The organism is Protofrankia symbiont of Coriaria ruscifolia (assembly GCF_900634745.1).
GTDB classification, from domain to species: Bacteria; Actinomycetota; Actinomycetes; order Frankiales; family Frankiaceae; genus Protofrankia; species Protofrankia californiensis.
In genome coordinates this window covers 1-25,779 of sequence record NZ_CAAAFR010000039.1, presented here as the reverse complement: position 1 = coordinate 25,779, position 25,779 = coordinate 1, and the positions used below count along the sequence as shown (strand labels likewise).

The window sequence follows — 25,779 nt, the reverse complement described above, 5'->3', positions numbered from 1 at the left end:
CATGATGTTGCGTCGGAAACCTGACGGGTCACCTGTCGTGCATCCGACATCCCACGGACCATGATCACAAAGGGTCGAACGGTACACCCGCGACAGGTCCGACAGCCCACAGCCGGCGGTAGGCCACCGGGCTGGGGCAACCACGTCCAAGGACATCGCAGGGACGGTCCTGTGGCCGCGACGCGCCAGGTCCCGGGACCCGCCCCCACACCGGAACGTGAATATGGTCACCTATGAGCGAAACGTGAATATTGTCACCTATGAGCGGAGCATGAACATGGTCACCCGTGAACATGGCAGCTCGGGAATTCACCAGGAGCGGATGCGCCGCCCCTTCATCGCATCAGGTGCCGGCTCGGGTGCCGGCTCGACCAACGGCCCGGCACGCTTGTCGGAGGATTGCGAATCCACCGGATCTCGACCGAAGCAGTCACCTGAGCGCAAAAAACAAGTTATCTCAGTCACAGGGTTCCCATGGCGTGACGCATACCATTATGGCGGAGCCCGCGGTTCCTCAAATCAGCGACATGCGGCCCGTATCGCCGGCTCATCGTATTCCCACCAGAGGTTGTGTGGAGACCCGACCAGCGGGTCGGCGAACCCGCCGGTCAAAGGCTGTCGGCCGCGGCGCCTAACATCGGCAAAAAGCAGTAGGACATCGGCGCGGAGGTCACATGGGGTTGGGCACGTGTTGCAGGGTGAAGGTGAAGGCGGGCGTATGACACCGGGCGGGCGCACGGTCACGCATCTGGTCGGCGGGCGGTTTCGGCTCGTCGAACGGCTCGGCTCGGGGGGGATGGGGACGGTCTGGCGCGCGTTCGACACCGGCAGCGGTGTCGAACGCGCTCTGAAAGAGATCCGTATCCCCGACCACGTCTCGATCCATGACCGCGAACTGCTGATCGAACGTGCCCACCGCGAAGCACGCAACGCCGCAAGGCTAGGCGTCCACCCCCATGTGGTCACCGTGCACGACCTGGTCGAGGACCACGGTGCGCAGTGGATCGTCATGGACCTGGTCTCGGGATGCTCGCTGGCAACAATGATCGCGCACGACGGCGCGCTGGACGAGCGGGAAGTGGCCCGGATAGGCATCGCGCTTCTGGACGCGCTGGCGCACGGTCACCGCAAAGGTGTTCTGCACCGGGACGTCAAACCTTCAAACGTTCTGATCACCGCTGACGGGACCGTCCGGCTCACGGACTTCGGGATCGCAGCCTACGAGACCGATCACCGGATCACCGCCGCGGGCGGTCTGATCGGCACACCCGCCTATATGGCTCCCGAACGCATCCGCGGAGGTGAAGGCGGACCCGCCAGTGACCTGTTCTCGCTGGCAACCACCCTTCTCCACGCCGCGCAGGGCGTCTCCCCGTTCGGACGGGGCACCACCTTCGCCACCATGCACGCCGTCGTCTACGAAGGGCCGACCACGCCGGTGCAGGCTACCCGGACCTACACGGCGCTCAGCCCGATCCTGGCCAAGGAGCCGTCCGCCCGCCCACCGGCGGAGCGGATCCGCCGGCAGCTGCAGGCTCTTCTGCGCGCTCCGGAGCCGGGCCCGCCGGCAACCCCGAACACCTGGCCGACCGTGAACGCCTCGCCGACGACCAACGCCTGGCCGACCACGAGCACCTTCTACGAAGCCCCGACCATGTTCTCCATAGTAACCGACCAGCTGCGATTCGATGACCGCGAGCACACTCATCACGATCGCATCCAGCACGACCACACCCACCACGACCACACCCACCACGACCACACCCAGCACACCCAGCACACCCAGCACGACCGTTCCGGCCGTTACGACCCGGACAGCGCCAACGGCCTGAGCAGCACCCGCGTGTCCAGGGGCAGGGACGACACTGACAGGCTGGACTCCGACGAGCTCGACACGGTCGGCATCGAGGTGCCGGCCCCCGACACCACACGGAACGCGGCACGGAACACATCGCGAGACGCAGCACGCAACGCTGCGCAGGACACACCACGGCTGCGCAGGACACAGCCGGAGGCCGATGTCGACCCGGCCACCATCGAACAGCCCGTGTGGATCGACCCGAACTCGACACGGGCTGTTCCCGGGCCCGCCGGAACGAGGCATCCGGGAGGTCGGCGGCCCTCCCGCCGGGACCTGCTGTTCGCCGGCGTCGCCACGGCGGGCCTGGGGATGGGCGCCGGGACAGCCGTGTGGGCGGTGCGGCGGATCCGGCGGCCCGCCCACCCGGGGACGGCCGGGTCCGGACCAGCATCGGCTCCGCTCACGCTCGGGCTTCCGGCAGCGCCCGGCGTCGAGTTCGCCGGTTCCCTCGTCGCCGACCACCGCGGCTACTACCGCGAGGCCGGCTTCACGTCCACGCGGTTTCGCGGCAGCGGGTCGCACACCCCCACCGTGACGGCCTTGGTGGCCTCAGGCGCGGCGTTTGTGGGTGTGACCGCTCCGGAGGTCGTCGCCCGGAAGATCATGGCCGGCGCGCGGCTGCGGATCATCGGCACGCAGCGGCAGAAGTCCCCCTGGGCGATCGTCTCCCTGGCGGACAAGCCGATCAGGACGCCACAGGAGATGATCGGCATGCGGATCGCGACGACAGCGGGCAGCGCAGCTGTCTGGACGTCGTTCCTGGCCGCCGCGGGAGTTCCCGAGACAGCGGTGCAACGAGTAATCGTACCCGATCATGTGCAGATAGTCGCGCAGGCTCTCGCGCAGCGGCAGGTCGACGCAGCGCTGTCCTCCGTCTCCGACGCCCCGGTGGCCCTCACCCGTCAGGGTGTCGGTTTCTCGACATTCCTGATCGCGGATCACGGATACCCGCTGGTCTCCAACGCGTACGTCGTGACCACCGACGCTGTCACCGCCGTGCGGAAGAGAATCAAGGCCTTCCTCACGGCCGAGATCCGCGGCTGGAAGCAGAACCTGGCCGACCCCATGCTCGGGGCTCATCTCACCACGGACGTCTACGCGAAGTCGCTCGGGCTCGACGCCACCGAACAGACGGAGAAGAACAGGGCGTTGAACGTCCTCGTCCAGACCGCGGAAACACGCAGGGACGGCCTGTTCACCATGACCGACGCGCTGATCGAGGCCAATGTCCGGCTGCTGTCCACGAGCACGGCTCCCCTGACCGCCGGGCAGCTGTTCGACCTGTCCGTTATCCAGGAGCTGTACTACGAGCAACCGCACCTGATCTGACCCGGTCGCCGACGCCCCACGGGATACCGGCGCCCGCACGGAGTCGCCCACGCGGAATGCTGTCGGGGCACAGACCCGCTCCCCGGTCACTCTTATCCGAGTCGAGCGCGGGCATACTGCGTTCATGTCGAAGGCGTACGTCGAGGTCTGCTCTCCGGTAGCAGTTCCCAACATTCCTCGGCGATAGCGCTGCGAGCTATCCAAAATACGCGGGAGCTGTTTTCGTCGGACAATTCCGGCGGCTTTGAGGCAGCGCCTCCAACATGAAAAGAGAATCATCCTTGGCTGTCGTGAGCTTGCTCGCCGAACTAGCCCCCGACCGGGTGTTCGCAACCGCGATCGCCATGGCTCATCGCCGATTTGAACCGATACTGCGCCGGGTCGGTGCGTTCGTCGCACCTCACCAGACCGCACTGGACGTCGGGGCCTGGTACGGCCCGTGGACCCACTGGATGTCGCGGCACGCCGGCCGCGTCGTGACGGTGGAACCAAACCCTGAGCTGGCAGCCTTCGTCGCCCGTACCTGCCGGCCGAACGTCACGGTGGTGCCGAAGGCGGCGTCCGACGGGGAAGGCTTCGCCGAGCTGTGGCTTCCGCCGGGTGGTCGGGGCACCGAAGGTCGCGCCTCTCTGAGCCTCCAGGGCGGCGGTCGTTCCGTGAAGGTCGAGACGATCCGTCTCGACAGCCTCGACGTCGACAACGTCGGCCTCGTGAAAATCGACGTGGAAGGGCACGAACTCGCGGCATTGCGGGGTGCGGAAGAAATTATCCGGCGCTGGCGCCCGAACCTCATTGTCGAGATCGAGGATGACCGGAGCCCGGCAGCCATGGCATTGGAGCTGCTGCGGAGCTGGAACTACCAGGGTTGGTTTCTCGACCGCGGGAGGATGCGCTCACTGGCCGGTTTCGATCTGGTCGCCCACCAGCGGGTAATGGCACCGATCGCTCGCCAGGGCTATCTTCGGGCAGTCGTAACCGGAAGCGGGTGCCGGTATACCAATACAATCCTGTTCCTACCGATCTCCTGACAGCAGTTGAAAGCCGGCATTCCCGGTGATTCGTTCACAAAGAACCGTGATTCGGACCGCGATCCAACGGGCTGTCCGGCGGTAGCCGGCTGCCACGGTGGACCTCCTCCCCGCACGCCGAACTCACACAAAGATAAACCGATATAAGATGAACTGATATAAAAATTATCGATCCGCCCGGTTCGAGAGTGACGCCGACTCTACGGCGACGCCGAGCGTGCCGGTCACTGTGGCCTGCACCCATGCGTCCCCGTAGAGTTCCGGCACCTGCCGGAAGCCCTGGCCCGGGGCCAACAGCACCAGGGAACCGTCAGATCGCTGCCGCAGGGGAATCCGTTCCTCCCACCGCAATGCCCGCGCCAGGTCGGACGTGGTGCCCGCGACCAGCCCCACGACCAGTTCCGCGGGCGGATGCGCCTCGGACGCAGGAGGGCTCACCCCGGATGCGAGCAGGCCGGCGCCGGATCGCCCGTCCAGCTTCCAGGTCACCGTGCGTGTCGCGTCGATACCAGCCGTGCCGGTGAGCGGGCGGGTTTCCCTCCGGTCACCGAGGCGCAGGTAGACCGACGCATAGGGCCTGTTGGCGGGGACGACCGCCGAAACCCGGACGTCGATCGTTTCGCCCTCGACCGTGCGCAGCTCGACGAACGAACCTCGCAGGCTCCCGGGCTCGTCCGCCGCGATCCGCTCGTCCGGACGCAGCCGGTACAGCCGGCGTCCCGGCATCTGCTCGGCAAGCCCCACAGTGGCCGCGCCGACGTCCGCGGCGTACAGCACCTCGTCCAACAGGTCCGGACTGTTGCGCAGGAAGTGGTAGGGAACCTGGGTGTACCGGCTCGGAGTCGGCGGAGTGACGATCACGACCGCCGGCCCGCCGAGGTCGTTGGGGACGAGATCGAGCACGTGCTTGTCGACCGCGTTCACATACCGCTGGACGTTGACCTTGCCGGGGACGGCGAGCGCGGTCACCGCCGCCAGCGCCAGCAGGCAGACACCCGCCACCGGGCCGCGGGCCGGTCGCGCGAAAAACCGGCCAGGCAGGCGCCGCCACAGCCAGCAGGCCCCGGAGCCGGCAAGGATGACAACGGGCGTCAGTGCCACCATGTGGTAATGCGGGCCGAGGCCGTCCCGAAGGCTCGGCATGGCCATGGCACTGCCCCACCAGAAGAAATACGCGGCGAAGACCAGAAGCACGTTGGCGGCGAGCAGGAGCCGTGCGCGGCGGTGTTCTGCCACCAGCAGGCCGAGCACCGCAAGAACGATCAGCGCCCTTCCGCCGAAGAGCCAGCCGGGAGCGGCGGCAACGGTCTCCTGCCACGCCTCCACGGCAAGATGGCGGGTGAAGGCGAACGGCGGTTCGGACGGCAGGATCCGGCGCTCACCGAAACCGAAACGGTCCAGCGGGTCGGAGGCCGCCAGCGGCAGGGTCCGCATCGATCCGGTCACGTGCCGGCAGAAGGCCGCCACGACCACGGCGAACGGCAGGGCTCCGAGCCCGATCCACGCGGTGTGGCGCAGCAGGGCGCGCGGTGACGGACGCCGTCGGCGGCTGGTGGGTAGCAAACCGGCAGGGAGCACACCGGCGGAGAGCGCACCGGTAGGAAGCCGGCCGGTGGGAAGCCGGCCGGTGGGAAGCCGGCCGGTGACAAAACGTCCCGCGACGACGAGGGCGCAGACCAGCGTCACCAGCACGGCGTCGAACGGCCGGGCCGTCGCCGCGAGGCCGAGCGCCACACCACCGGCCACCAGTGACCAACGCGCGCCCGTGCGGGTGCCGCGCGCCACCTCGGCGATCGCGATCGTCAGGGCTGCCGCGGTGAACGCGTACGCCATCGGCAGCGCCGTGTGCACGACCACCAGCGGTGAGAACACGAGGAACGCGGCGGAGACGAGCGCGGTGGCCACGTCGTCGAACAGCTCACGGGCAAGGCGGTACACCCCGACCGCCCAGGCTGCGGCCACCAGCGCCGGAGCAACGATCATCGTCCCGAACAGCAGTTGGGACGCGGCCAGCATCGCCGGCCAGCCGGGCAGATACTTGGTGAAGACCCGCCCGTTGTGGACACCTGTCAACCAGGGGCGAAAGAACGGCTCCACCAGGTTCTGGTCGAGGGTGAGCTGCCCATGCAGCAGCATCCTGGCCTGCATGACATAGGCGGCCTCGTCCGCATCACCTGAACCATGACGGAACAGCGTGGTCTGCAGCACCAGGCTCAGCGTGAAAGACAGCGCGGCAAGGACGAAGAGCACAAGGCCGGCTCGAGACGGCCGGCGCCACCGGTCCCCCGGGCTCCGCCAGCGTACTGGACCCTGCCATCGGCTCAGGGCCCGCCATCGGCGCAAGCCCCGCCGGGGCGAACCGAGGTCGCTCCGGCCGGTGACCGTCCCGACGTCGACCAAGGCCTCGAGAGAGTCGATATCGCGGCACACCGACGGTGGGTCCGTGAGAACCCCGCTGGTCGATGTCTGGCGCATCCAGTGGACCGTAGCAGGGGTCACACCCTGTGCTTTTCACCGCATACTCACGGGGCCGTGCCAAAGACCGGAGAATATAACGTTGAGTAATTGAATGCAATCTACCAATTACCTTGAGTCATATCGTCACATAGAAACACCGATTCCCCGACCAGGCCACCAGCCGGGGAATCGGTGTACTGGGGATCAGCGCACTGCCCTCATTTCGCCGGGCGGCGCAGCTCCTTGGGGAGGTGGAAGGAGATCGTCTCGGCTCCCACCGAACGCACCCCGACCGTTGTCGGGCCCAGGCCCGACAACGCCTGGGTCAGTTCATCGACCAGAGTGGGAGGCGCCGACGCGCCCGCGGAGATGCCGACGGTGTCGGCGCCGGCCAGCCAGCGCATGTCCACCTCGCCGACGTCCCCGACGAGGTAGGCAGGCACGCCCTCGCGTTCGGTCACGTCGACGAGCCGGCGCGAGTTGGCGCTGTTCTGCGACCCGACGACCAGAACCACGTCAGCCTCGATGGCCACCCGCCGGATCGCGTTCTGTCGGTTCGACGTCGCGTAACAGATGTCCGCCGACCCGGGCCCGATCACGGCCGGGAACCGGTCGCGCAGCGCGTCGACCACCTCCTCCGCCTCGTCCACGGCGAGCGTCGTCTGCATCAGGTAGGTCACCCGCTCCGGGTCGTCGACCTCCAGGTGGGCGACGTCGCCAGGCGACTCCACCAACTTGATCTTCCCAGGGGCCTCGCCGAGGGTTCCGTCCACCTCCTCGTGCCCGGAATGCCCGATGAGCAGGACAGTGTCCCCCCGCGCGGTGAACCGGCGGGCCTCAGCGTGCACCTTCTCCACCAGCGGACAGGTCGCGTCGATCACCGACAGGCTGCGGTCGCCCGCCTGCTCCCACACGGCGGGAGCAACCCCGTGCGCGGAGAAGACCACGGTCGCCCCGGCGGGTACCTCGTCCAGTTCCTCGACGAAAACGGCACCGCGGCTGGCAAGATCAGAAACCACGTGGCTGTTGTGGACGATCTGCTTGCGGACGTAGACGGGCGCGCCGTATATCTCCAGGGCACGCTCGACCACCTCGATCGCCCGTTCGACCCCGGCGCAGAAGGCCCGTGGTTCGGCGAGCAGCACCTGGCGCGGCCCGACCGCCATCGCCCACCGTTCGAGCACCGGCCCGAAGGTCGTCATCGTCCGCAGCCCGGCGATTCCACGGCGGGCCAGATCGAGACGTCCCAACGGCTGCTCAGCCGTGTCGACGATGACGCGGATGATGGCCAACGGCACTCCGTTCGCGCCCGGAGCGACCTGCGCCGACTCCATGTCGACGGCGATCGCGCCGGTGGCCGCGAGCTCCGTGCGCGCAGTGCCGACCGCGAGCCGCGGCACCGACACGACCGGGCCGACGTGCACGGTCAGTCCCGCCCGCCGCAGCTCACCGGCGAGCAGGGGCGCGGACAGGCAGCGAGCGCTGACCGAACCGTCGGCGGTGCGCACCTCATCAGCCACCACCACGTCCCCGGGTTTCACCCCCGGGCCGAGACCGCCACCGAGACCGACCAGGGCGACCGCGTCGGCCCGCGCCTCCCGGATGATGCGGGTGGACCGGCTGGCGTGCTCCGGCCCCATACCCGTGCGGATGAGGATCGTGCCCGCAGGCAGGCCCGAGCGGGCCGCGGCCCACGCCTCCAACCGCAGCGGTGCGGCGACGACCAGGCGCGGACGCCGCCGGAGGGGGGCAGGGCGCTCCGGCGCGGATGCGCCGCGGGCCCCGGCCGCCCCAGCCGCCCCGGGTGGGGGGATGTCGGCCGGGGCAACCTCCACCGGGGGCTCCGGGGATACCGGGGACGCTTCGGAGGCCGGCACCGCGGAGGTCTGTGCCAGCGCATCCGCTGCCGGTACCACTGATGCCGCTACCGTTGGTAGTGGAACCTGTGCAGATGGCACGGCCGGTGCCGGTGCGGCCGATATCGCGGGTGCCGGTACAGCCGGTGCTGGTGCCGGCGTGGTTGGTGCCGGTGCGGTTGGTGCCGCCGCTACTCGTGTCGGCGCCGTGGAGGCTTCGGCGGGAACCGACGTCCTTGATGTGTCCGGTGCCGAGAAAGTCATGACGCGGACCTGCCGCTCAGGTACCGGCCGAGCGCGGTCAGCGGGAAGACCAGCCGGTACAGATGGTAGTTGATCGAAAAATCACCGGGGAAGCCGGTGCCAGTGTAGTAGGGCTCGTCCCAGGTCCCGTCCGGACGCTGCGTGTCGACCAGCCAGCGCACCCCACGCTCGACGGCGGGAGATGCCGGGTCGGCGGCGAGCAGCGCCAGCAGCGCCCACGCCGTCTGCGACGCGGTCGCCTCGCCCTGGCCGATCCATGCGTCGTCGGTGTAGGAACGCAGGTCCTCGCCCCACGCGCCGTCGGGTCTTTGGTGCTCGACCAGCCAGCGGATCGCCCGGATGATCGACGGATGGTCGGCTGGGACACCGGCGACGATCAGGGCCGGGACGACCGCGCCGGTGCCGTAGACGTGGTTGACCCCCCAACGGCCGAACCACGACCCGCCCGGCTCCTGGTTGTCCAGCAACCACCGGACCGCCTGCTCGGTGACGGGGTTGTCGGCCTGACCGACCTCGGCGAGCATTTCCACGATGTGCGCGGTGACGTCGGCGGACGGCGGGTCGATCACCTCGCCAAAGTCGCAGAAGGGCAGCTTCGTGGGGAGCGTCCGGGTGTTGTCTGCGTCGAAGGCCCCCCATGCCCCGTTGGCGGAGCGCATCCCGATGCTCCAGTCGATCCCGCGGCGTTCGGCGGTGCGCAGCCGGGCCGCGAGCTGCGGTTCGACCTCGTCGAACCCGCCCGACGCGCGCTGCGGGTCGAGTATGCGGTGGATAGCAAGCACCACCTCGGCGGTATCGTCGACGTCCGGGTAGAGGTCGTTGTCGAACTCGAACGCCCAACCGCCGGGAGCCAGCGCCGGGCGTTTCACCGCCCAGTCACCGGCTGCGGTGACCTCCTCGTCCGCGAGCCACCTGGCTGCCCGCACCATGGCCGGATGATCGGCGGCCAGACCGGAGTCCCGCAGGGCGACGACGGCGAGGGCGGTGTCCCACACCGGGGACTGGCACGCCTCCAGCCGGCGGACCATCCCCGCGGGCGTCCACTCGCGGATCGTGTACCGTTCCAGCCCCCGAAGACCGGCAACGACCACCGGATGATTCATGGGGTAGCCCAGCAGGGTCAACGCCATGATCGAATACACCCACGGCGGCTGGATACCGCCCCAGCAGCCGTCGGCCTCCTGACGGGCGACTATCCATTCGGCAGCCCGGCGCATCGCGTGCCGGCGGATCAGCTTCAGCGGGCGGCGCTCGTAACGGTGCAGCAGCCAGTCCAGGCGCTCGAACGCGCCCGCCCAGGAGCGCAACGGCGCCGGTGGCTTCGGTGGGGTCTCGACCTTGAGTTCGTCGATCCCGAAACCGAGGGAACGCTTCGGCCGCAGCGTCCCGACGATCGTCAGCGGCACGATCGACTGCCGGGCCCAGCAGGCGAAGTCATACGGGTTGAGCGGGAACCACGACGGCAGCAGCATGAGCTCGGGCGGCATCACCGGCAGGTCGTCCCAGGACCACTCGCCGAACAGCGCCAGCCAGATCCGGGTGAAGACCCGGGTGCTGGCAAGACCGCCGTTGGCCCGGACGAAGCCGGAGGCGGCCTGCATATGCGGCGCGTCCGGGCTGTCACCGGCAAGGCGCAGCGCCACATACGCCTCGAGGGTGGTGTTCAGGTCGGGCGGGCCACCGTAAAAGGTGGCCCAGGTGCCGTTTTCGCTCTGCTGCGAACGGATCCAGCGGGCGGTCTCCTCGGCTACCTCAGGCGTGAGGATGCCGAGGAACTGCCGGAGCATGAGGTCCTCGGCGTCCATGGTGACGTTGGTCTCGAGCTCGCCCTTCCACCAGCCCTGGTCGGACTGCAGCCCCAGCAGGTGGTCTCGGGCCCGGACGGCGGCTGCCGCCACCGTGTCGAAGAAGATTTCGCGGGAGACTTCATAGTCGGTGGTCGAACTCATCGGCGGCTCCCGTCCACATGTGGGTCCCGGTGCGGTACGAACAGCGGTGTCATAAACTGCTCACCGATCCCGTTCGGTGACGAAACGGGCCAGGGCAAGCAGCTCGGTTTCAACCAGCGGTGGCAAGGACAGCGATGCGAGCAACTTGGTGCACTCGTCGAGTTGGCGGTCGGCCTCGGCCGTGGTCCACTCCCGCCCACCGGCCCGTTCCACCAGCTGCGCGATGTGGTGCAGCTGAGTTTCGGACGCCTCCCCCGAGGACGCGAGGAAAGCGCGCAGCTCGTCGGCGTCAGCTCCGCCGGCGTCCAGCGCCACCACGACCGGGACGGACTTCTTGCGTGAACGCAGGTCTGACAGCACGGGCTTGCCCGTCACCGTCGGATCGCCCCAGATGCCAAGCAGGTCGTCCACGAGCTGGAAGGCGGTTCCCAGCCGTGACCCGAATTCGGCGAGACCGTCGATGAGCTCCGCCCGCCCGCCCGCGAGCACCGCACCGATCGCGGCCGAGCAGGACAGCAATGCGCCGGTCTTGCCGTCCTCCATCGTCAGGGTGTCGGCAACGGTAACGTCGTTACGGGTCTCGAAGTACAGGTCCTCGGCCTGGCCACGGACGAGGTCCTGGACACCTGCGCCGAGCATGATCGCAGCGCGACGGCCCGCCTCCCCGTCGACCTCCAGCAGCACCTGGGTCGCCAGCCCCAGCAGGGCGTCGCCGGCGAGGATCGCCCCATCCGCGCCGAAGACCGTCCAAGCGGTGGGCCGGTGCCGGCGCTCGGTGTCGCCGTCCATGAGGTCGTCGTGCAGCAGGGAGAAGTCGTGGACCAGTTCGACCGCGACCGCGCCGGGAAGCCCGACCTCGACCGCGGCACCGGCCGCCTCCGCGGACAGCAACGCCAGTGCCGGACGCACCAGCTTTCCGCCGCCGCCAGGCAGCGGCGTGCCGTCCGCGTCGGTCCAGCCGCGGTGGTAGGCGACCACCCGGCGCAGACGGGGGTGGAGCCGGTCGACAGCGGCGCGTAGCGCCGGCACTGCCAGAGTCCGGCCCCGCTCGATCGCATCGGGAACCAACGTGGTCATGCCGGGAATCCCCCTGTCGGTGACGCTGTCGATATCGATGTTGCGGTTGGAATCGCGGTTGGAGTCTCTGTCGAGGTCACCGCGGATGTCGGTGTCGAAGGCGGCGGAGTTGACGGAACCGGCGCAGCTGACGGAGTCGGCGGAGTGGACGGAGTCGGCGGAGTCTGCGAAGTCGGGTGCGAGGGTGCCGCCGACGGCGGCTGGGCGCTTGGCGAGCCCGTCGGCCCGAGGGCCGATGATCCCGGTGGGTTAGAAGACGACGGTCTCTCGCCAGGGACCTTGGTCTCCGGCGTCCGGGACGATTGTGACGTTTTACACGGGCTCCCCGACGACGACGCGCATCCTCCCGACTGCGCAGGAGAACCGCCGGGTGTTGCGACCACAGTCAGCAATGTGCGGGTCGGGCCGGGTGAGGGCGGTCCGGGACGCCAGCCGCCGAGCGCCACCTTCGCGGCGGCCAGCCCGCTGCGCACCGCGCCCTCCATCGTCGCGGGCCAGTCCGTGTCGGTCCACGCGCCAGCAAGCGCAAGCCCGGGCAGCTCGGTAGTCGGGCCGGGACGCAACGCCCGGGTACCGGGGGTCTGGCGGAATGTCGCGGTACGTTCGCGGGTCACGAACACCTCGATCGCCTCGGCGTCCCGCGCGGCAGGCAGCAGCCGGCGCATCTCCTCGACGAAGATGTTGCGGATCTCACCGGCAGGCCGGTCGATCCACTCGTCCGCGGCCGACAGGGAGATCGCCAGATACTGCGCGCCCGCGCGGGCGGGGTGCTCCCCCACCGACCCCGCGATCCCGCTCGACGCGGTACGGTCGAAGACCCACTGCACGGGGGATCCCACCACGGCCAGGAAGGGTCCCTTGAGCACCGGTCGATCGTAGATCATATGGACGTTGACGATCGGTGACGAACCGAGTTCGACGAACCGGTTCGGGTCCTGCACCGCGCCCTCGGGCAGCAGCGCGGCAGCAGCCGGCCCCGGTACGGCAAGGATCACCGAGTCGGCGTCGAGCGAGCCGCTGTCGGTGGCCACGCGCCAACCGGTCGCCGTCCTGCTGAGCGCGCGGACCTTCACCCCGGTCCGCACGTCCGCACCAACGTCGGCAAGCTCCGAAGCCGCGGCTTCCCCGTGCAGCTGCTGGAGGGGAACCTCGGCCCACCCGATGTCACCGGCGTCGGCCCGCTCCAACAGACCGGTACGCACGACCTTGGCGGCAAGCCCGAGGGAGGCCGCGTCCGCGGGGGCGTTCAGGGTGGCGACGGTCAGCAGTTCCCACAGCGCTTCGATCGCAGCCGGTGACTGACCCCGGTCGACCAGCCAACTGCCGAACGAGACGCCGTCCACCTCGGGCCGGCTCGGGTCCAGCCGCCCAAGCCGGTAGGCGGCAAGCGCGGCCCGCAGTCGCTGGCCGAGCGGAAACGCGCGGTACCCCAGCAGCGCCGGGGTCAGGTGCAGCGGCGCCGGCCAGGGGATACGGGTACGCCGCAGCCGGGCGTTCGCACCGGACCGGGCAAGCAGCACCGGAACGTCCAGCCGCTCCTGCAGGGTGGTCAGGTGCTCGACCCCGAGCCGGCGGAGGAACCCGCGGTAAGCGGTACAACAGCGCATGAAGACGTGTTGGCCGGTGTCGACCCACATCCCGTCCCTGGCGAACGAGGCGGTGGCGCCGCCCAGGCGCGGTCGTGCCTCCAGCACGGTCACGTCCGCGCCGGCATCCGCGGCGACCAGCGCGGCCGACAGGCCGGCCAGCCCGCCACCGACCACGACCAGCCGGTGAGCTCCATGGCCCGGTGGCACCGCGACGGGCTGCGCGGTAACGGGCTGCGCGGCAACGGGCAACGCCCGGTTCGACGGCGTCCCGGTGTTCACGCTCATGCGGCGGACACCTCCGGACGGCCGGCCAGGCTACGCGCGGCCACCACTGCCTTCTCCCAGCCCGGCAGCGAGAGCCGTTGGTGCAGGACGGGAGTGGGGTCGGTCCTGATCCGGCGATTGAGCCGCAGGTAGATGCCGGCCATCGCCCCGCAGCACGCGGCGCTTCGCCGGTCGAGCATGGTCAGCAGTTTCAGACCGCGCCCATACCACTCATCGGCTCGCTCCGCACAACTGCGCAGGTACTCGACGAGTGCCTCCGGGGGGCCGCCGAGCTGGCCGTCCGGGCCGAGGACAAGGGTGATGCCGGCCTTTTCCAGTTCGGCCCGGGGCAGGTAGATCCGGCCGGTAATCAGGTCCTCCCGGACGTCTCGAAGAATGTTGGTCTGTTGCAGGGCGATCCCGAGTTCGTCGGCAACCGTGGCAGCCCCCGCGTCCGCGTGCGCCGCCGGCGTGCCGAAGATCCCCAGCGACAGGCGCCCGATCGTGCCGGCCACCCGCCGGCAGTACTCGACGAGGTCGTCGAAGGACTCGTAGGTGACCCCACGCAGATCCATCTCGACACCGTCGATCAGTTCGCAGAAAACGTCCACCGGTATGGGGAAGCGCCGGCAGGCGTCATCCAGAGCTACCAGAACCGGATCCGAGCTGGACGCGCTGAGTCCTGTGATGTCCGCCCTGGCCGCGGCCAGGCGCACGGCCTTTTCCTGCACGGGCAGGTCGCCGTCGCCGATGTCGTCGAGTCTTCGGGCGAAGGCGTACACCGCGGACAACGCCGCCCGTTTGTCAACCGGCAGCAGCCGGATGCCGTAGGAGAAGTTGCGCGCGGCTTCCCGGGTCAGCGCCTCACAGGCCGCATACGCCTCAACGACCGTTGGCGACCGGAAGGGACCGTCGGGAGTCATTCGCCACCTCCACGCCCGGTGGGCTTGGTGATAATCCCATCGCCGGTGACCAGCGGGGGTAGCGCAACGCGCGCCGACCGGGCTGCCCGGCGGGCGGCCGGGGTGACCGATGCCAGCGCCACCGTCAGGGCGTACCGGGCGATCCGCGGCTTCGGCGCGGTCGGAGCACCGCCCAGGACGTCGCACCCGGCCCGTTCGACCGCGTCCAGCGCCCCACGGCCACCGCCGACGAATCCGGCCAGGACCAACCGCAGCCGGCCGCTGACCAGGCCCACCAGCGGCGTGCCCTCGTCGAGGATCCGGCGGGCGCGCAGCACCTGAAAGGCGATCAGTTCCCGTACCGCCGGTCCGGCGGTACGGCGTGCAAGATCCTGTTCGCGCACTCCGAAGCTGTCGAGGTCCTCACGAGGCAGGTAGATCCGGCCGGCGGCAAGGTCCTCGGCCACGTCCTGAACGTGCTCGACGATCTGCAGCGCCGTGCAGATCCGGTCCGACAGCGCGACCCGGTCGGGTGTGCCGATGCCGAAGACACCCAGCACCATGTGTCCCACCGGATCGGCGGACAGGGTGCAGTAACGCAACAGGTCGTCGAAGGTGTCGTAGCGGGTGACCAACTGGTCCTGCCGGTTGGCCGCGACGAGCCGGCGGAACGGCTCCGGTCCCAGGTCGCATTCCCGAACGGTCGGCGCCAGCGCCTGGATGACCGGGAGCGTCGGCGTCCCGCCCCAGATCCGCTCAAGGTCGGCTTCCAATGTGTCGAGCAGCGCGAGCCGGTCGCCGCCCGCCTCGTCGCCGATGTCGTCGACGAGGCGGGCGAATCCGTAGATGGCGAACAGGTGCTGCCGCTGCCGGGCCGGCAGGATCAGCGGAGACACCGTGAAGTTCTCGGCGGAAGCCGCCCGCAGCACATCCTGGGGTGAGGAAGTGAGGGCGTCCCCGGGCAGCGGCGCGCCGGGGGTTCCCGTCGGCCCGCCTGGCGGCGTGCCGATCTTTGCGTCGCTTGTGGTCATGCGCCTCCCCCTCGTCAGCGGTTGGGCCTGACACGCGCCGCGGGAGCCATCCGGCGGCGCGCCTGAACAGGTCTGCTCTCCAAACTCCTGAGCCTCCGGCCGCACGAAGCGATAATGATCATGCCACCTTCAACCTCAAGACCCCCCAGCGACGCGGGGACTTGGGGCCTCCCGGACCTCCCAGATCGGCTTCGCCGATCCGGCAGGAAGCCCGGATCCGGCAGGAAGCCCGAGCGCGAGAAAAACATGATCGCGTCACCTTCGGCCGGCTACTCGACGTACGACACGCCCTTTTCGGTGCGTGCCCCACATGATTCCCCGATCTAACCGATATGACCCCGTTACCGCCTGTCCGGATGCCGTGCGGAGCCTCACATCCACGGGGGACACCGCCGCGCCAAAGGACTCGCCGCAGGAGCCACCCCCTGCCGGTGGCCACTACCGCCGCGACATCGTCGAGTAGAAGCTCACCGGCCGCGCAGCGGACGGGCGTGGCGTCTCCCTCCTCCGTCGCGCGATGCATCACCGACGATCCGGGCCGACCTCCTGTTACTCGAGTGCTCCTAACCGAAGACGCCCGCCAACCGCCGGTAGAGCGGAGGCGCCGCCCCGTGGACGCGGGCGGCAAGCGACAGCCAGCGTGGCACCCATATCTCGGCCTGGCCCCGTCCGGTTGCGAGCAGCATGCGCTCGGCAACAAGGCGAGCCGGCTGTAGGCGTGGCCATCTACGCACGTACGGCGCTCCACGACGGCGGAAGAAAGCAGTGTCAACGACGCCAGGAAAACACAAGGTAACCGAAATACCACGACCGGAGACCTCAGATCGCAATGCACTGGCGAACCCGACCAGCGCGGCCTTGGTCGCCGAGTAGGCGACCTCACCACGAACCCCCACTGCTCCGGCGACACTGCCGACCAGCAGGATGCGCCCGTGCCCACGCTCGAGCATCGCCGGGAGCACAGCACGGACGAGCGCCATCGGCGACAGCACATTGACCGCCACGAGCTCGGCAAGAGCTTCGTGGGACAGCTGGTCGAACGGACCGGCCGAACCGAGGCCGGCCGCGCACACCAACAGGTCGAGGTCACCGAGCAGATCCTCGCTGCGGGAGGCCACCGTGGCTTCGGCGCCCGAGACCGACAGGTCCACCGCGATCCGGTGACCCGCCGTGGACGCAGCGACCTCGTCGAGCGCGGCACCGTTACGGCCGACCAGCAAGACCTTACAGTTCATCTCGCCGAGCAGCAGCGCCGCCTCCCTGCCGATTCCGCTGCTTGCGCCGGTAACAAGCGCTGTCCTGGGCGGCCATCCCCGACTGCCCGCGAAGCGGGACTGCTCGGCGACGACGTGCAAGCGGCTGTCCGGAACCGTGGAACGGGCCGGTGTATACACAACAAAACCCTCCGGTCGCGCGGTGGTCGCCTCCTCCCAGGATGGGAGACGGTCGCGGTCAGGCCTTCGGAACCTGGGTGTCGACAGCGCTGACGACAAACGGTCGGCCACGTACGGCCCAGCCCTATTTCATCGCCCCACGGCCGGAACGTCCATCGTCAGATAGACGACAGGGCGCCGAAAGCCTTGTCGGACCCATCACGTCAACGACGGATCCACACTGCAAGCACTACATGACATCCAGTCGACATTCATCCAAAATCTGATTGCCGCCTGATGGCTCCCATCACATCGGAACATGGATTTTTCACTGTTGACATGCCACATCCCGATGTGGCTAGAGGAATTCAATCATATCACCTAGATGTATCCCGGCATTGCTGAAGGTACCGGCGGGCGCCTCGATCGCCGCCGTGTATGCGGTATCAGCCCGGTAGATCTCACAACGGTTCGGATTCTCTTCAACACACGGCGTCATCTCACGGATCGTTACAATCCGCCCGTACCGGGAGAACGCGATGGAGAGCGGGAGAAGGGTCCGGTACATGTAAAAACTATCCGTCGACTCCCCGTCGAAGACGAACAACATGCCGGTTCCGAACGGAAGCGATGTACGGGCCATGAGGCCGCGCATACGGGCAGCCGGCGTCTCGGCGATCTCGACGGTGAGGGTCGCCGTTCCCACCCGCACCCGACGGGTCGCCAGGCCCGCCCCGACCGCGGCCGGGTCACCGACGGCCGCGTCACCAGCGGTCACTGCGGGCCCGCCAGCCGGACCCTCCACCGGTGGCGGCCGGACGGGTGCGGTCAGCAGCTGCGATACGCACAGCCAGGCGGCGCCCCCGACAGCCACCACCAAGGTCGCCACCGAAAGCACGTAACGTGATCGGACCATCATCAGGAGGATACCCGACCACCCCACGACCGTTACTCAACGCTATCGTCCCAGATGGCCAAAGGCAGCACGATCATGTTTTTCTCGCGCTGCCGGCAGCCTGGGCCCCCGGGCCGGCAGACAACCAAAGACGGCGCGATCATGTTTCTTCCGCGCACGGGGTTGCTGCCGGATCCGCCATGCCGGTCCGAGGCCTGAAGCCCATGGGTCACTGCACGGAAAGGCAACGATCAGTCGTCCGGGAGGAGCCCCGGCGCCGAAGATCTATCCAGCGGACCCGAGGGCGTCGAGAGCAGCTTCGACGACCTCGCGCCGGACGTCCTCCGGAACGAGCGGCTGGTCGGCGTCGACGCCACCCGTGCCGGGTTCGGCAGTGCCGGCGGGGTCGGCGCCGGCGCGTGCCAGCGCTCGCCGCTCCAGCGCGGTACCGAGGATGCCCGCCTGCACGCAGCCGACCGCACATCGGGCGCGCAGGATCCGTAACGGAGTGGGTTCAGGTCCTGCCAGTGCGGTCACGATAGCGTCCTGGTGCGAGGCGATGCCACCCTTGCCGATCTGCCGGTGGATCACCGACGGGTCGTTGACGAAGGCGAACAGCACCGCACCCGGCCCGGCCATCGCCTCGACCAGACCCTCGATAATCGACCGAGCCGATGCCGGTGGATCAACGTGTGAGAGATCCCTCACATGGCCAAACGCCTCTACGAACGGCTGTACCGCCGCGTCCAGAATCATGTCCTTGGACGCGAAGTGGTAGTAGAGAGCGGCTTTCGTCATACCGAGCCGCTCCGCAATGTCACGGATAGATGTCCCCGCGTAGCCCCGTTCGTTGAACAGCTGCACGGCAACAGCAAGGATCCGGTCACGCGTATCCGCAGCGTGAGCACGCGACGCGCGGTCGGACATCGTCGCCATGCACCCCTCTCACCGGGAGGTCCGTAGCGAAAACCTATACCCATCCTGACAATATCCTCTTCTACTGACCGATCGGTAGACTACCCCGATCGACCGATCGTCCAGAGCGCCCGGGGACACCGGCGTTCTGCACTGACCCTGACCCGTCCATCGGCCCAGACCGGGGGGAAACCCGTGGCATCGCTCGCGCGTTGGTGCTTCCGTCACCGCTGGATCGTCCTACTGTTGTGGTTCGCGGCCCTGCTCGGCTTCGGGACGGCTGCATACGCTGCCGGCACGGACTACAAGAACAACTTCTCACTTCCCGGAACCGAGTCCCAGCAGGCGATCGACCTGCTCAAACGGGAGTTTCCCGCCGCCGCCGGAGAGACCGCCAGCATCGTGCTGCACGCCCGCACGGGGACCCTCTACAACCCGCTGCTCGAAGCCGAGGCCGTCCCGATGCTCGAGCGGGTCGCGGGCCTGGCACACGTGGTCGCGGTGGCCAGCCCGTACGACCCGGCGGGTGCCGGCCAGTTCACCAGGGACGGCCGGACGGCCTTCGCCACGGTCGCACTGGACGACCAGGCAGTCGACATACCCCGCGCCGATCTCAAAGCGATCATCGACACCGCCCGCGCGGCCGACGGCGGGGCGCTGCAGGTCGAGATGAACGGGAGCGCGGTCTCCATTGTCGAACAGCCGCAACAGAACACCAGCGAACTACTCGGGGTCGTGGCCGCCGCGATCATCCTGTTCATCGCGTTCGGAACCCTGCTGGCGATGACGTTGCCCCTGGTCGCGGCAGTCATCGCACTCGGTGTCGGCATGGCCGGTATCGGCCTGGTGTCTCACGTGATGGCCATCGCCCAGTTCGGACCGACACTGGCGACCCTCATCGGCCTGGGCGTGGGTATCGACTACGCACTGTTCATCGTCAACCGGCACCGTATCGGCCTGCGGGCAGGCAAGACGCCCGAGGAGGCGGCCGTCACCGCCATCAACACCTCCGGGCGGGCCGTCCTGTTCGCCGGGCTCACCGTCTGCATCGCGCTGCTGGGCATGTACGCGCTCGGCGTCACTTTCCTCTACGGTGTCGCGGTCTCCGCGGCCCTTGCGGTGTCGCTGACCATGGCCACCGCGGTCACGCTGCTCCCGGCGCTGTTGAGCTTCTATGGGATGAAGGTGCTCGGCCGGGCCGAACGGGTGAAGCTCGCCCACATGGGTCCCGAGCCCGAGCACCCGTCCGGCTTCTGGTGGCGTTCGGCACGCCGGATCGAAAGACGCCCCGTGGCCTACGCGGCGCTGTCGGCCGCGCTGATTCTGATCACCGCGCTGCCGTTCTTCTCATTGCGGCTCGGCACCGCCGACGAGGGCAACGGATCGCAGTCCAAGACGTCCCGGCGCGCCTACGATCTTCTGGTCGGTGGGTTCGGACCCGGGTTCAACGGCCCGTTCAGCCTTGTCACCGAGATCCACTCCCCCGCTGACATCGAAGCCCTGGACACGGTGGCCACCGAACTGCGCACCGAGCCGGGGATCGCCTTCGTCGCACCGGTACAGCCGAGCCCGAACGGGCAAGCCGCGATCGTGGCGGTGTTCCCGACCACAAGCCCGCAGGACGCCCGGACCTCCGCGCTGCTCAAGCGGCTACGCGAAACGGTCATCCCCCGAGCGACCCAGGATACCGCCCTGGACATCAGGGTCGGCGGTGTGACCGCGACCTACCAGGACTTCTCCGACGTCCTGACCGGCAAGCTCCCGCTGTTCATGGGTGTGGTCGTGGCGCTGGCCTTCCTCCTGCTCATGGCGGTGTTCCGCAGCGTCGTCGTACCGCTGACCGCGTCGGTGATGAACCTGCTGGCGGTCGGCTCGGCATTCGGGGTGATCGTCGCGATCTTCCAGTGGGGGTGGCTCGCGGGCCTCATCGGGGTCAAGGGCGGTCCGATCGAACCCTTCCTGCCCGTGATGCTGTTCGCCATCCTCTTCGGTCTGTCCATGGACTACGAGGTGTTCCTGGTCAGTCGGATCCACGAGGAATGGCTGGTGCGCCGGGACAACCGGATCGCGGTCTCCCTCGGTCAGGCCGAGACCGGTCGTGTGATCACCGCCGCAGGCGCGATCATGACATTGGTCTTCGCGTCCTTCGTCCTCGGGGACGACCGTGTGATCAAACTGTTCGGTCTCGGGCTCGCGATGGCCGTTCTGATCGACGCGTTCGTCGTCCGCGCGCTGTTGGTGCCTGCACTCATGCACCTGTTCGGGAAGGCGAACTGGTGGCTGCCGTCATGGCTGGACCGGATACTCCCGAGGGTCTCGGTGGAGGCGGCCGAGGAGATCGAGGAGATCCGCAACACCCCCGTGCCCGCCGAGGTCATCACGCCCGCGGACGAGGAGAACAGCGCCCGCGACCAGGCGAGCGCGTCCACGCACACCCCGCCGACCCGGTGAGCTGACAACCACGCGTAACCATTCGTAGCCCCAAGTAATCAGCCGTAGAAGCTGACGGACACGCGTAGGGGCCGACAGGTGCACAAGCAACGCGGGTGACAGCAGCGCCGGCGACACCACGCCGAGCAGCCAACATGCGTGATGCGTATCTGTACACCCACCATCCGCAGTTATTACGCTGTGGATCCATGAAGATGCGGAAGGTTGCCAAAGGGCGGGAGTCCCAGCCCTCGACGGCGGCGGCCACGGCCGCCGCCGGGCTGACGCGGTTGGAGCGGTTGGAGCGGTTGGAGCTGCGCCAGCAGTGACCGCGCCTCCGACCCAGGCTGCGGATGCCAACCAGCCCCCGCCACCGGGCCGGTTCCGGCGACTGTCAAGGCGGGCGCGGTTGCCGGTGCTCGGCGTCACCGTGTCCGTGCTGCTCCTGGCCCTGGCGGTGTCGTGGATCGCGGTACGTGGTCTGCTCGCGCGGTCGCACCTGCGGACGGCCCAGAACGAGATCGTCGCTCTGGATCACGCACTGCGGGGCAGCGACCGGCTGTCCGGAGCTGCGCTCCGGAGCCGAATCGGCATGATCAGCGCAGAGACCGCGGCTGCCCGGAAACTGACCGGCGACCCGCTGTGGGCACTTCTCGACCATGTCCCGACGATCGGATGCCCCAGCCGGTCCGTCCGGTCCATGGTGACCGCAGTGGATCGGCTGGTTGCGGACTCGCGTACCCTGCTGGACCCCGAGGGGTCAGTTCTCGATCTGGACTCCCTCCGCAGCGATACCACCATCGACGTCGACCGGATCGCGGCCGCACGCCCGGCCGCCGACACCACGCACAACGCGATCACGCAGTTCCGCCGGCAGCTTGAGTCGACGTCGAGCTGCGGGGCGATCGGAGACCGCATCGGCCTCGCCGACGCCCGCGACACGGGCATGCAGTACGCCGAACGGCTCGAGCGGGCCACCGCAACGCTGGATCTGGCGACCCGGCTGGTGCCGCCGATGATGGGTGTCGACGGACCCCGCCGCTACCTGCTGGTCGTCCAGAACCCGGCCGAGTCACGAGCCACCGGGGGAATCATCGGGGCCTTCGGCCTGCTGACCGTCACCGACGGCAGGATCGAACTCGCCGACATCTCCGGCAACGGCCGGCTGCCCGGCGGGCCGACCCAGCGTGGGCCGGCCATACAACTTCCACCCGAGCTCGAAAACATGTACGCGGCCGCGGAGCCGACCCGGGTCTGGGCCAACGCCAACCTCACCCCGCACTACCCGACCGTCGGCAGCTTTTACACGGCTCTCTACCAGGCTGGCACGGGTGTGCACGTCGACGGGACGGTCAGCATCGATCCGACGACGCTGGCCTACCTGCTTGCCGCAACACGCCCAGCGGTCCTGCCGGACGGGCGGACCGTGCCGGCGGGAAGGCTTGTCGAGCTCGTGGAATCGCAGGTGTACGCCGAGATTGCCGACGCCTCAGGACGGGACGACTTCTTCGCCGCCGTGGGGCGGGCCGTCTACGACGCCGTCGCGTCCGGCACGGGAAACACCTCGGCGCTGCTGTCCGCGCTGGGACGGGCCGCCTCCGAAGGGCGCCTGCTGGTGTCCAGCAACCATCCGGCCGAGCAGAAAATCCTTGAGACGACCGCGCTGGGCGGCGCGCTCCCCGACTGTGACGGTCCCTACCTGGCAGTGGTGACGCAGAATGCCGCGGCCAGCAAACTCGACTACTGGATGCGGCGCAGCACCGACTACCGCAGTATCCGGCGTCCCGACGGCTCCGCGGACGTGACGATCACGATACGGATCACGAACACGGCGCCGGCCGGTCTGGGCGACTACGTCCGTAATCGAAGCGACCAACCTGCTCCTGGACAGCCTGGTTCCGGACAGTCTGGTTCCAGACAGAGCGCCCCGCCGAAAGGTAATCCGGACGCGCAGAACCTGCTGTCGCTGGCGGCGTACACCGGTGCGGGCAGTGGGCTGCAGGCAGCCACCTTGGACGGTCTTCCCGTCGGCATGCGCCGGGACCTCGAGCGTGGCCATCCGGTGCTTTCGACACCCCTGTCGGTGAACCGTGGGCAGACCCGCACGCTGGTGTTGCGGCTCTGGGAACCGGTGGCCAGGCCAACCCTGCTCTTCCGGCCGCAACCACTGGTCGTCCCCGAAGCCTTCACCGCGTCAGGCGTACGTTCCGTCGCTCCCTGGTCACGGAATCCCGAATGACACGCCCAACACTATAGACACGTAAAGTAACGATCTATAAGCTGACAGTGTTCATGCTCAGGCCGCTTATACCAGCAGGCCCGACAGTGGGAGTACATTCATGAGATTCCGTCGATTCGGAGCGGCGTTGCTCGCCGGCTGCCTGCTGGCGCTCGGCGTAACATCGGCCTCTCCAGCCGTCGCCCAGCCCTATCCACCGCCGTTCCGGTGCACCGGTTTCCTGGACATAGGCACGGTGGCACCGAACCCGGTCGTGACCAACGCCTCCTTCACCTTCAGTGGCTGCGGCTACGCACCCAACTCGACCGTCCAGATCTACCGCAACTTCCAGTACTACGGGAGCGCGACCACGGACGGCAACGGCATCTTCCTGGCCACGCTGCCGGCCCCGGCCACGCCCGGAGTAATCAGGCTCACCGCCGTCGGCCAGCGTCCCACCGGACAGCTTCGGGTCACCGTTGCGATTATCCGGGTCCGCGCCGGCTGATGACGGTGTTCGGCCCGCGATCGCAGCGCCAGCCAGGCGGTCACCCGATCGCGGGCCGAACCTGTCCCGGCATCGCGGCAGGATTCTCCCGGCATCGCGGCAGGAAGAGCCCCTCCATGAACTTCCGTGTAGCTGCCGTCGCACTGCTTGTCGGCGGCGGGCTGGCCCTCGGCACAACACTGGAATCACCGGCCACCGCCCAGGAACTGCAGGAGCAACTTCCTGGTTGCAACGGTCCGATCAGTTTCGGCTCGGTCACCCCCGAACGTGTCCCAGCAGGTGGGTCGGTGGTCTTCAGTAGCTGCGGCTTTGCTCCGGGTGGCGCGGTCACCATCGACGTCAACGGTGCGCGTACCCAGACCGTGACCGCGGACGGCACGGGTAACTTCGCGATCCGGCTGACCCTGCCCACCCAGGGGGACCACTACCTGACCGGCACCGGAGCACCGAAGGACGCTGTCGAGACGGCACCGGCACCCGGCGGGCAGACCGGGAGCGGCATCGAGGCCCACAGCGCCGGCGCCGACGCCGGGGAGCGCAAGGTCATCGGCATGGTCTGGGTGGATGCTTCCGATACTGGAAACGCCGCGTCCACCGGGAACAGCCGATCCGCGGAGGGAGCAGGTGGAAGGGAAACCGGCGGGGAAACGGACGGCGGTCTGCCGGTTTCCGGCACCCAGGCCGGTGTTATTGCGGCGGTCGCTGTGGTCCTGATCGGCGTCGGCATGTTCTTCCGCACATTCCGCCGCCGGCCTCGGGATGGGGAACTACCCAGGGACGCGTCCTAAACCTGCCCCGGGTCGGGAGTCAGCAGCTCAAGATCGTCCGCAGTCACGAGACCGGCAGCGATCACCCATTTGCCGAGCCGGACGATGTAGTCGGGCAGTCGTCGCGACGCCGGCCCCGGCTCGTCACGCAGCAGCCCGGGTATCCCCTGCCCGGCAAGGTTGCTGCGGACCGTCGCAAGTCGTGATCGGACGTAGTTGTCGTCGCGGTTGACCCGACGGGCGATCTCGCGATAAGTGGCGAACGGTGCATGGTTGTCACCAGTGCGCAGACGAGGTTCACACAAAGCCACCAACAGCAGACGCTCGGTCTGGGTGAGCCGGACGGAGATCTGCATCGTGTCCTGCTCGCGGTGAACCTGCAACCGGTGATGGTGGACAACGCCGATCTGGTGGCGTCCACCATCGGTCCCGACAGCGACGATGTGAAACTCGGCCAGACCGGCGGACAGCGCCGTGCCCGGCGACACGATGTGATGGGTGTCGCCACCGACGGTCAGTAGGAGCAGTGGATGCCGGCCGGTGTTGCTGATGACGATCGCGCCTTCGCTTTCGGCCAGTGTCCCGGCCCGGCGGGAGACAAGCAGATCCTGCGGGTCAGCACCGAACGGGATGTCACATCCGGCCCGGCCGAAGGTCAGCCGCCGACCCGCTCCGAGATTCCATCTCCGCCCGCCCGCAACGATCATCGCGACGACCGCCGGTGTTGCCGTATGCGGTATCCCTCGTGGGACCATGCGCCTTCGCCGCCCCTTTCATGCCGACCCGATGAGCCTAACTACGAAAAGACCCGCTGGCTGTCATGTCCGAATCACCTCCTGGCGGTTGATCCGGACAGATCACCGGGGACGCCCCCGCCCTTCCCGACAGTAGATCCCAACGGCCGGGGCCTCCCGGGCCTCCAGGGGAGCACCCCTGCTCCGGTGCGGGGGCGCTCTGTTCGGGCGCCCGCGGACCCGACAGGATCTGTTCTGCGCCCACCGGCAGGACACCACAGGATGCCGGGGCGTACCTCGGCTGGGGGGCCGAGGTACGCCCCGGCATCCTG

17 protein-coding genes are annotated in these 25,779 nt (G+C 68.5%); 6 read left to right on the top strand and 11 right to left on the bottom strand.

Annotated elements, in window-relative coordinates:
• The first annotated feature begins 718 nt into the window (after positions 1 to 718).
• Complete coding sequence (locus tag CV1CTNOD_RS05625) at positions 719 to 3,190, top strand: protein kinase domain-containing protein (protein ID WP_165485328.1); 2,472 nt, start codon at positions 719 to 721, stop codon at positions 3,188 to 3,190.
• 290 nt (positions 3,191 to 3,480) lie between these two features.
• On the top strand, positions 3,481 to 4,218 hold the full coding sequence (locus CV1CTNOD_RS05620) for an FkbM family methyltransferase (protein WP_242606400.1): 738 nt from the start codon (positions 3,481 to 3,483) through the stop codon (positions 4,216 to 4,218).
• Between the two features lie 165 nt (positions 4,219 to 4,383).
• Here the strand turns inward: CV1CTNOD_RS05620 and CV1CTNOD_RS05615 are convergent, their stop codons facing one another.
• From CV1CTNOD_RS05615 to CV1CTNOD_RS05570, 10 genes are all read right to left on the bottom strand, one after another.
• On the bottom strand, positions 4,384 to 6,717 hold the full coding sequence (locus CV1CTNOD_RS05615; RefSeq protein WP_242606396.1) for a hypothetical protein: 2,334 nt from the start codon (positions 6,715 to 6,717) through the stop codon (positions 4,384 to 4,386).
• Between the two features lie 176 nt (positions 6,718 to 6,893).
• A complete protein-coding gene (ispH, locus tag CV1CTNOD_RS05610; protein WP_431607073.1) occupies positions 6,894 to 8,795 on the bottom strand; it encodes a 4-hydroxy-3-methylbut-2-enyl diphosphate reductase in 1,902 nt (633 codons plus the stop codon).
• On the bottom strand, positions 8,792 to 10,744 hold the full coding sequence (gene shc, locus CV1CTNOD_RS05605) for a squalene--hopene cyclase (RefSeq protein WP_131785100.1): 1,953 nt from the start codon (positions 10,742 to 10,744) through the stop codon (positions 8,792 to 8,794). Before shc ends, ispH begins: the two co-directional genes overlap by 4 nt.
• A gap of 60 nt (positions 10,745 to 10,804) precedes the next feature.
• Entirely contained in the window at positions 10,805 to 11,821 is a 1,017-nt protein-coding gene (locus CV1CTNOD_RS05600) for a polyprenyl synthetase family protein (RefSeq protein ID WP_131785099.1), read from the bottom strand.
• Positions 11,818 to 13,695 (bottom strand): hydroxysqualene dehydroxylase HpnE, encoded by a 1,878-nt coding sequence (gene hpnE / locus CV1CTNOD_RS05595; RefSeq protein WP_131785097.1) that lies wholly within the window; start codon positions 13,693 to 13,695, stop codon positions 11,818 to 11,820. The genes CV1CTNOD_RS05600 and hpnE overlap by 4 nt, the downstream gene beginning before the upstream one ends.
• Positions 13,692 to 14,597 carry a presqualene diphosphate synthase HpnD gene (gene hpnD, locus CV1CTNOD_RS05590; RefSeq protein ID WP_131785096.1) on the bottom strand — a complete coding sequence of 302 codons (906 nt, stop codon included), beginning with the start codon at positions 14,595 to 14,597 and terminating at the stop codon, positions 13,692 to 13,694. The genes hpnE and hpnD overlap by 4 nt, the downstream gene beginning before the upstream one ends.
• Positions 14,594 to 15,607 (bottom strand): squalene synthase HpnC, encoded by a 1,014-nt coding sequence (gene hpnC, locus CV1CTNOD_RS05585; RefSeq protein WP_131785095.1) that lies wholly within the window; start codon positions 15,605 to 15,607, stop codon positions 14,594 to 14,596. Before hpnC ends, hpnD begins: the two co-directional genes overlap by 4 nt.
• A gap of 563 nt (positions 15,608 to 16,170) precedes the next feature.
• Positions 16,171 to 16,962 (bottom strand): SDR family NAD(P)-dependent oxidoreductase, encoded by a 792-nt coding sequence (locus CV1CTNOD_RS05580; protein ID WP_431607076.1) that lies wholly within the window; start codon positions 16,960 to 16,962, stop codon positions 16,171 to 16,173.
• Between the two features lie 376 nt (positions 16,963 to 17,338).
• On the bottom strand, positions 17,339 to 17,869 hold the full coding sequence (locus CV1CTNOD_RS05575; protein ID WP_165485326.1) for a DUF192 domain-containing protein: 531 nt from the start codon (positions 17,867 to 17,869) through the stop codon (positions 17,339 to 17,341).
• Positions 17,870 to 18,160: 291 nt separating this feature from the next.
• A complete protein-coding gene (locus CV1CTNOD_RS05570; RefSeq protein WP_242606395.1) occupies positions 18,161 to 18,811 on the bottom strand; it encodes a TetR/AcrR family transcriptional regulator in 651 nt (216 codons plus the stop codon).
• A 174-nt stretch (positions 18,812 to 18,985) separates the two neighbouring features.
• Here CV1CTNOD_RS05570 and CV1CTNOD_RS05565 point away from each other — a divergent pair, with 174 nt between their 5' ends.
• The 4 genes from CV1CTNOD_RS05565 (at position 18,986) to CV1CTNOD_RS05550 (ending at position 24,734) form a co-directional block, all read left to right on the top strand.
• A complete protein-coding gene (locus CV1CTNOD_RS05565; protein WP_131785092.1) occupies positions 18,986 to 21,241 on the top strand; it encodes an MMPL family transporter in 2,256 nt (751 codons plus the stop codon).
• 304 nt (positions 21,242 to 21,545) lie between these two features.
• Positions 21,546 to 23,459 (top strand): DUF4012 domain-containing protein, encoded by a 1,914-nt coding sequence (locus tag CV1CTNOD_RS05560; RefSeq protein ID WP_131785091.1) that lies wholly within the window; start codon positions 21,546 to 21,548, stop codon positions 23,457 to 23,459.
• Between the two features lie 100 nt (positions 23,460 to 23,559).
• Positions 23,560 to 23,946: a hypothetical protein gene (locus CV1CTNOD_RS05555; protein ID WP_131785090.1), complete on the top strand. Its 387-nt coding sequence runs from the start codon at positions 23,560 to 23,562 to the stop codon at positions 23,944 to 23,946.
• Between the two features lie 116 nt (positions 23,947 to 24,062).
• Entirely contained in the window at positions 24,063 to 24,734 is a 672-nt protein-coding gene (locus CV1CTNOD_RS05550) for a hypothetical protein (protein ID WP_131785089.1), read from the top strand.
• On the opposite strand, the gene CV1CTNOD_RS05545 is transcribed toward CV1CTNOD_RS05550, so the two are convergent.
• Positions 24,731 to 25,420, bottom strand: coding sequence for a hypothetical protein (locus CV1CTNOD_RS05545; RefSeq protein ID WP_131785088.1), 690 nt, complete (start codon positions 25,418 to 25,420; stop codon positions 24,731 to 24,733). The two genes, CV1CTNOD_RS05550 and CV1CTNOD_RS05545, sit on opposite strands and share 4 nt — an antisense overlap.
• Between the last annotated feature and the right edge of the window lie 359 nt (positions 25,421 to 25,779).

What these genes read in the sequence shown, in the direction of transcription:
- CV1CTNOD_RS05625 (WP_165485328.1), top strand. Translation starts at nt 719, where the DNA reads ATGACACCGGGCGGGCGCACGGTCACGCATCTGGTCGGCGGGCGGTTT.
- ispH (WP_431607073.1), bottom strand. Translation starts at nt 8,795, where the DNA reads ATGACTTTCTCGGCACCGGACACATCAAGGACGTCGGTTCCCGCCGAA.
- shc (WP_131785100.1), bottom strand. Translation starts at nt 10,744, where the DNA reads ATGAGTTCGACCACCGACTATGAAGTCTCCCGCGAAATCTTCTTCGAC.
- CV1CTNOD_RS05600 (WP_131785099.1), bottom strand. Translation starts at nt 11,821, where the DNA reads ATGACCACGTTGGTTCCCGATGCGATCGAGCGGGGCCGGACTCTGGCA.
- hpnE (WP_131785097.1), bottom strand. Translation starts at nt 13,695, where the DNA reads ATGAGCGTGAACACCGGGACGCCGTCGAACCGGGCGTTGCCCGTTGCC.
- hpnD (WP_131785096.1), bottom strand. Translation starts at nt 14,597, where the DNA reads ATGACTCCCGACGGTCCCTTCCGGTCGCCAACGGTCGTTGAGGCGTAT.
- hpnC (WP_131785095.1), bottom strand. Translation starts at nt 15,607, where the DNA reads ATGACCACAAGCGACGCAAAGATCGGCACGCCGCCAGGCGGGCCGACG.
- CV1CTNOD_RS05570 (WP_242606395.1), bottom strand. Translation starts at nt 18,811, where the DNA reads ATGGCGACGATGTCCGACCGCGCGTCGCGTGCTCACGCTGCGGATACG.
- CV1CTNOD_RS05555 (WP_131785090.1), top strand. Translation starts at nt 23,560, where the DNA reads ATGAGATTCCGTCGATTCGGAGCGGCGTTGCTCGCCGGCTGCCTGCTG.
- CV1CTNOD_RS05550 (WP_131785089.1), top strand. Translation starts at nt 24,063, where the DNA reads ATGAACTTCCGTGTAGCTGCCGTCGCACTGCTTGTCGGCGGCGGGCTG.
- CV1CTNOD_RS05545 (WP_131785088.1), bottom strand. Translation starts at nt 25,420, where the DNA reads ATGATCGTTGCGGGCGGGCGGAGATGGAATCTCGGAGCGGGTCGGCGG.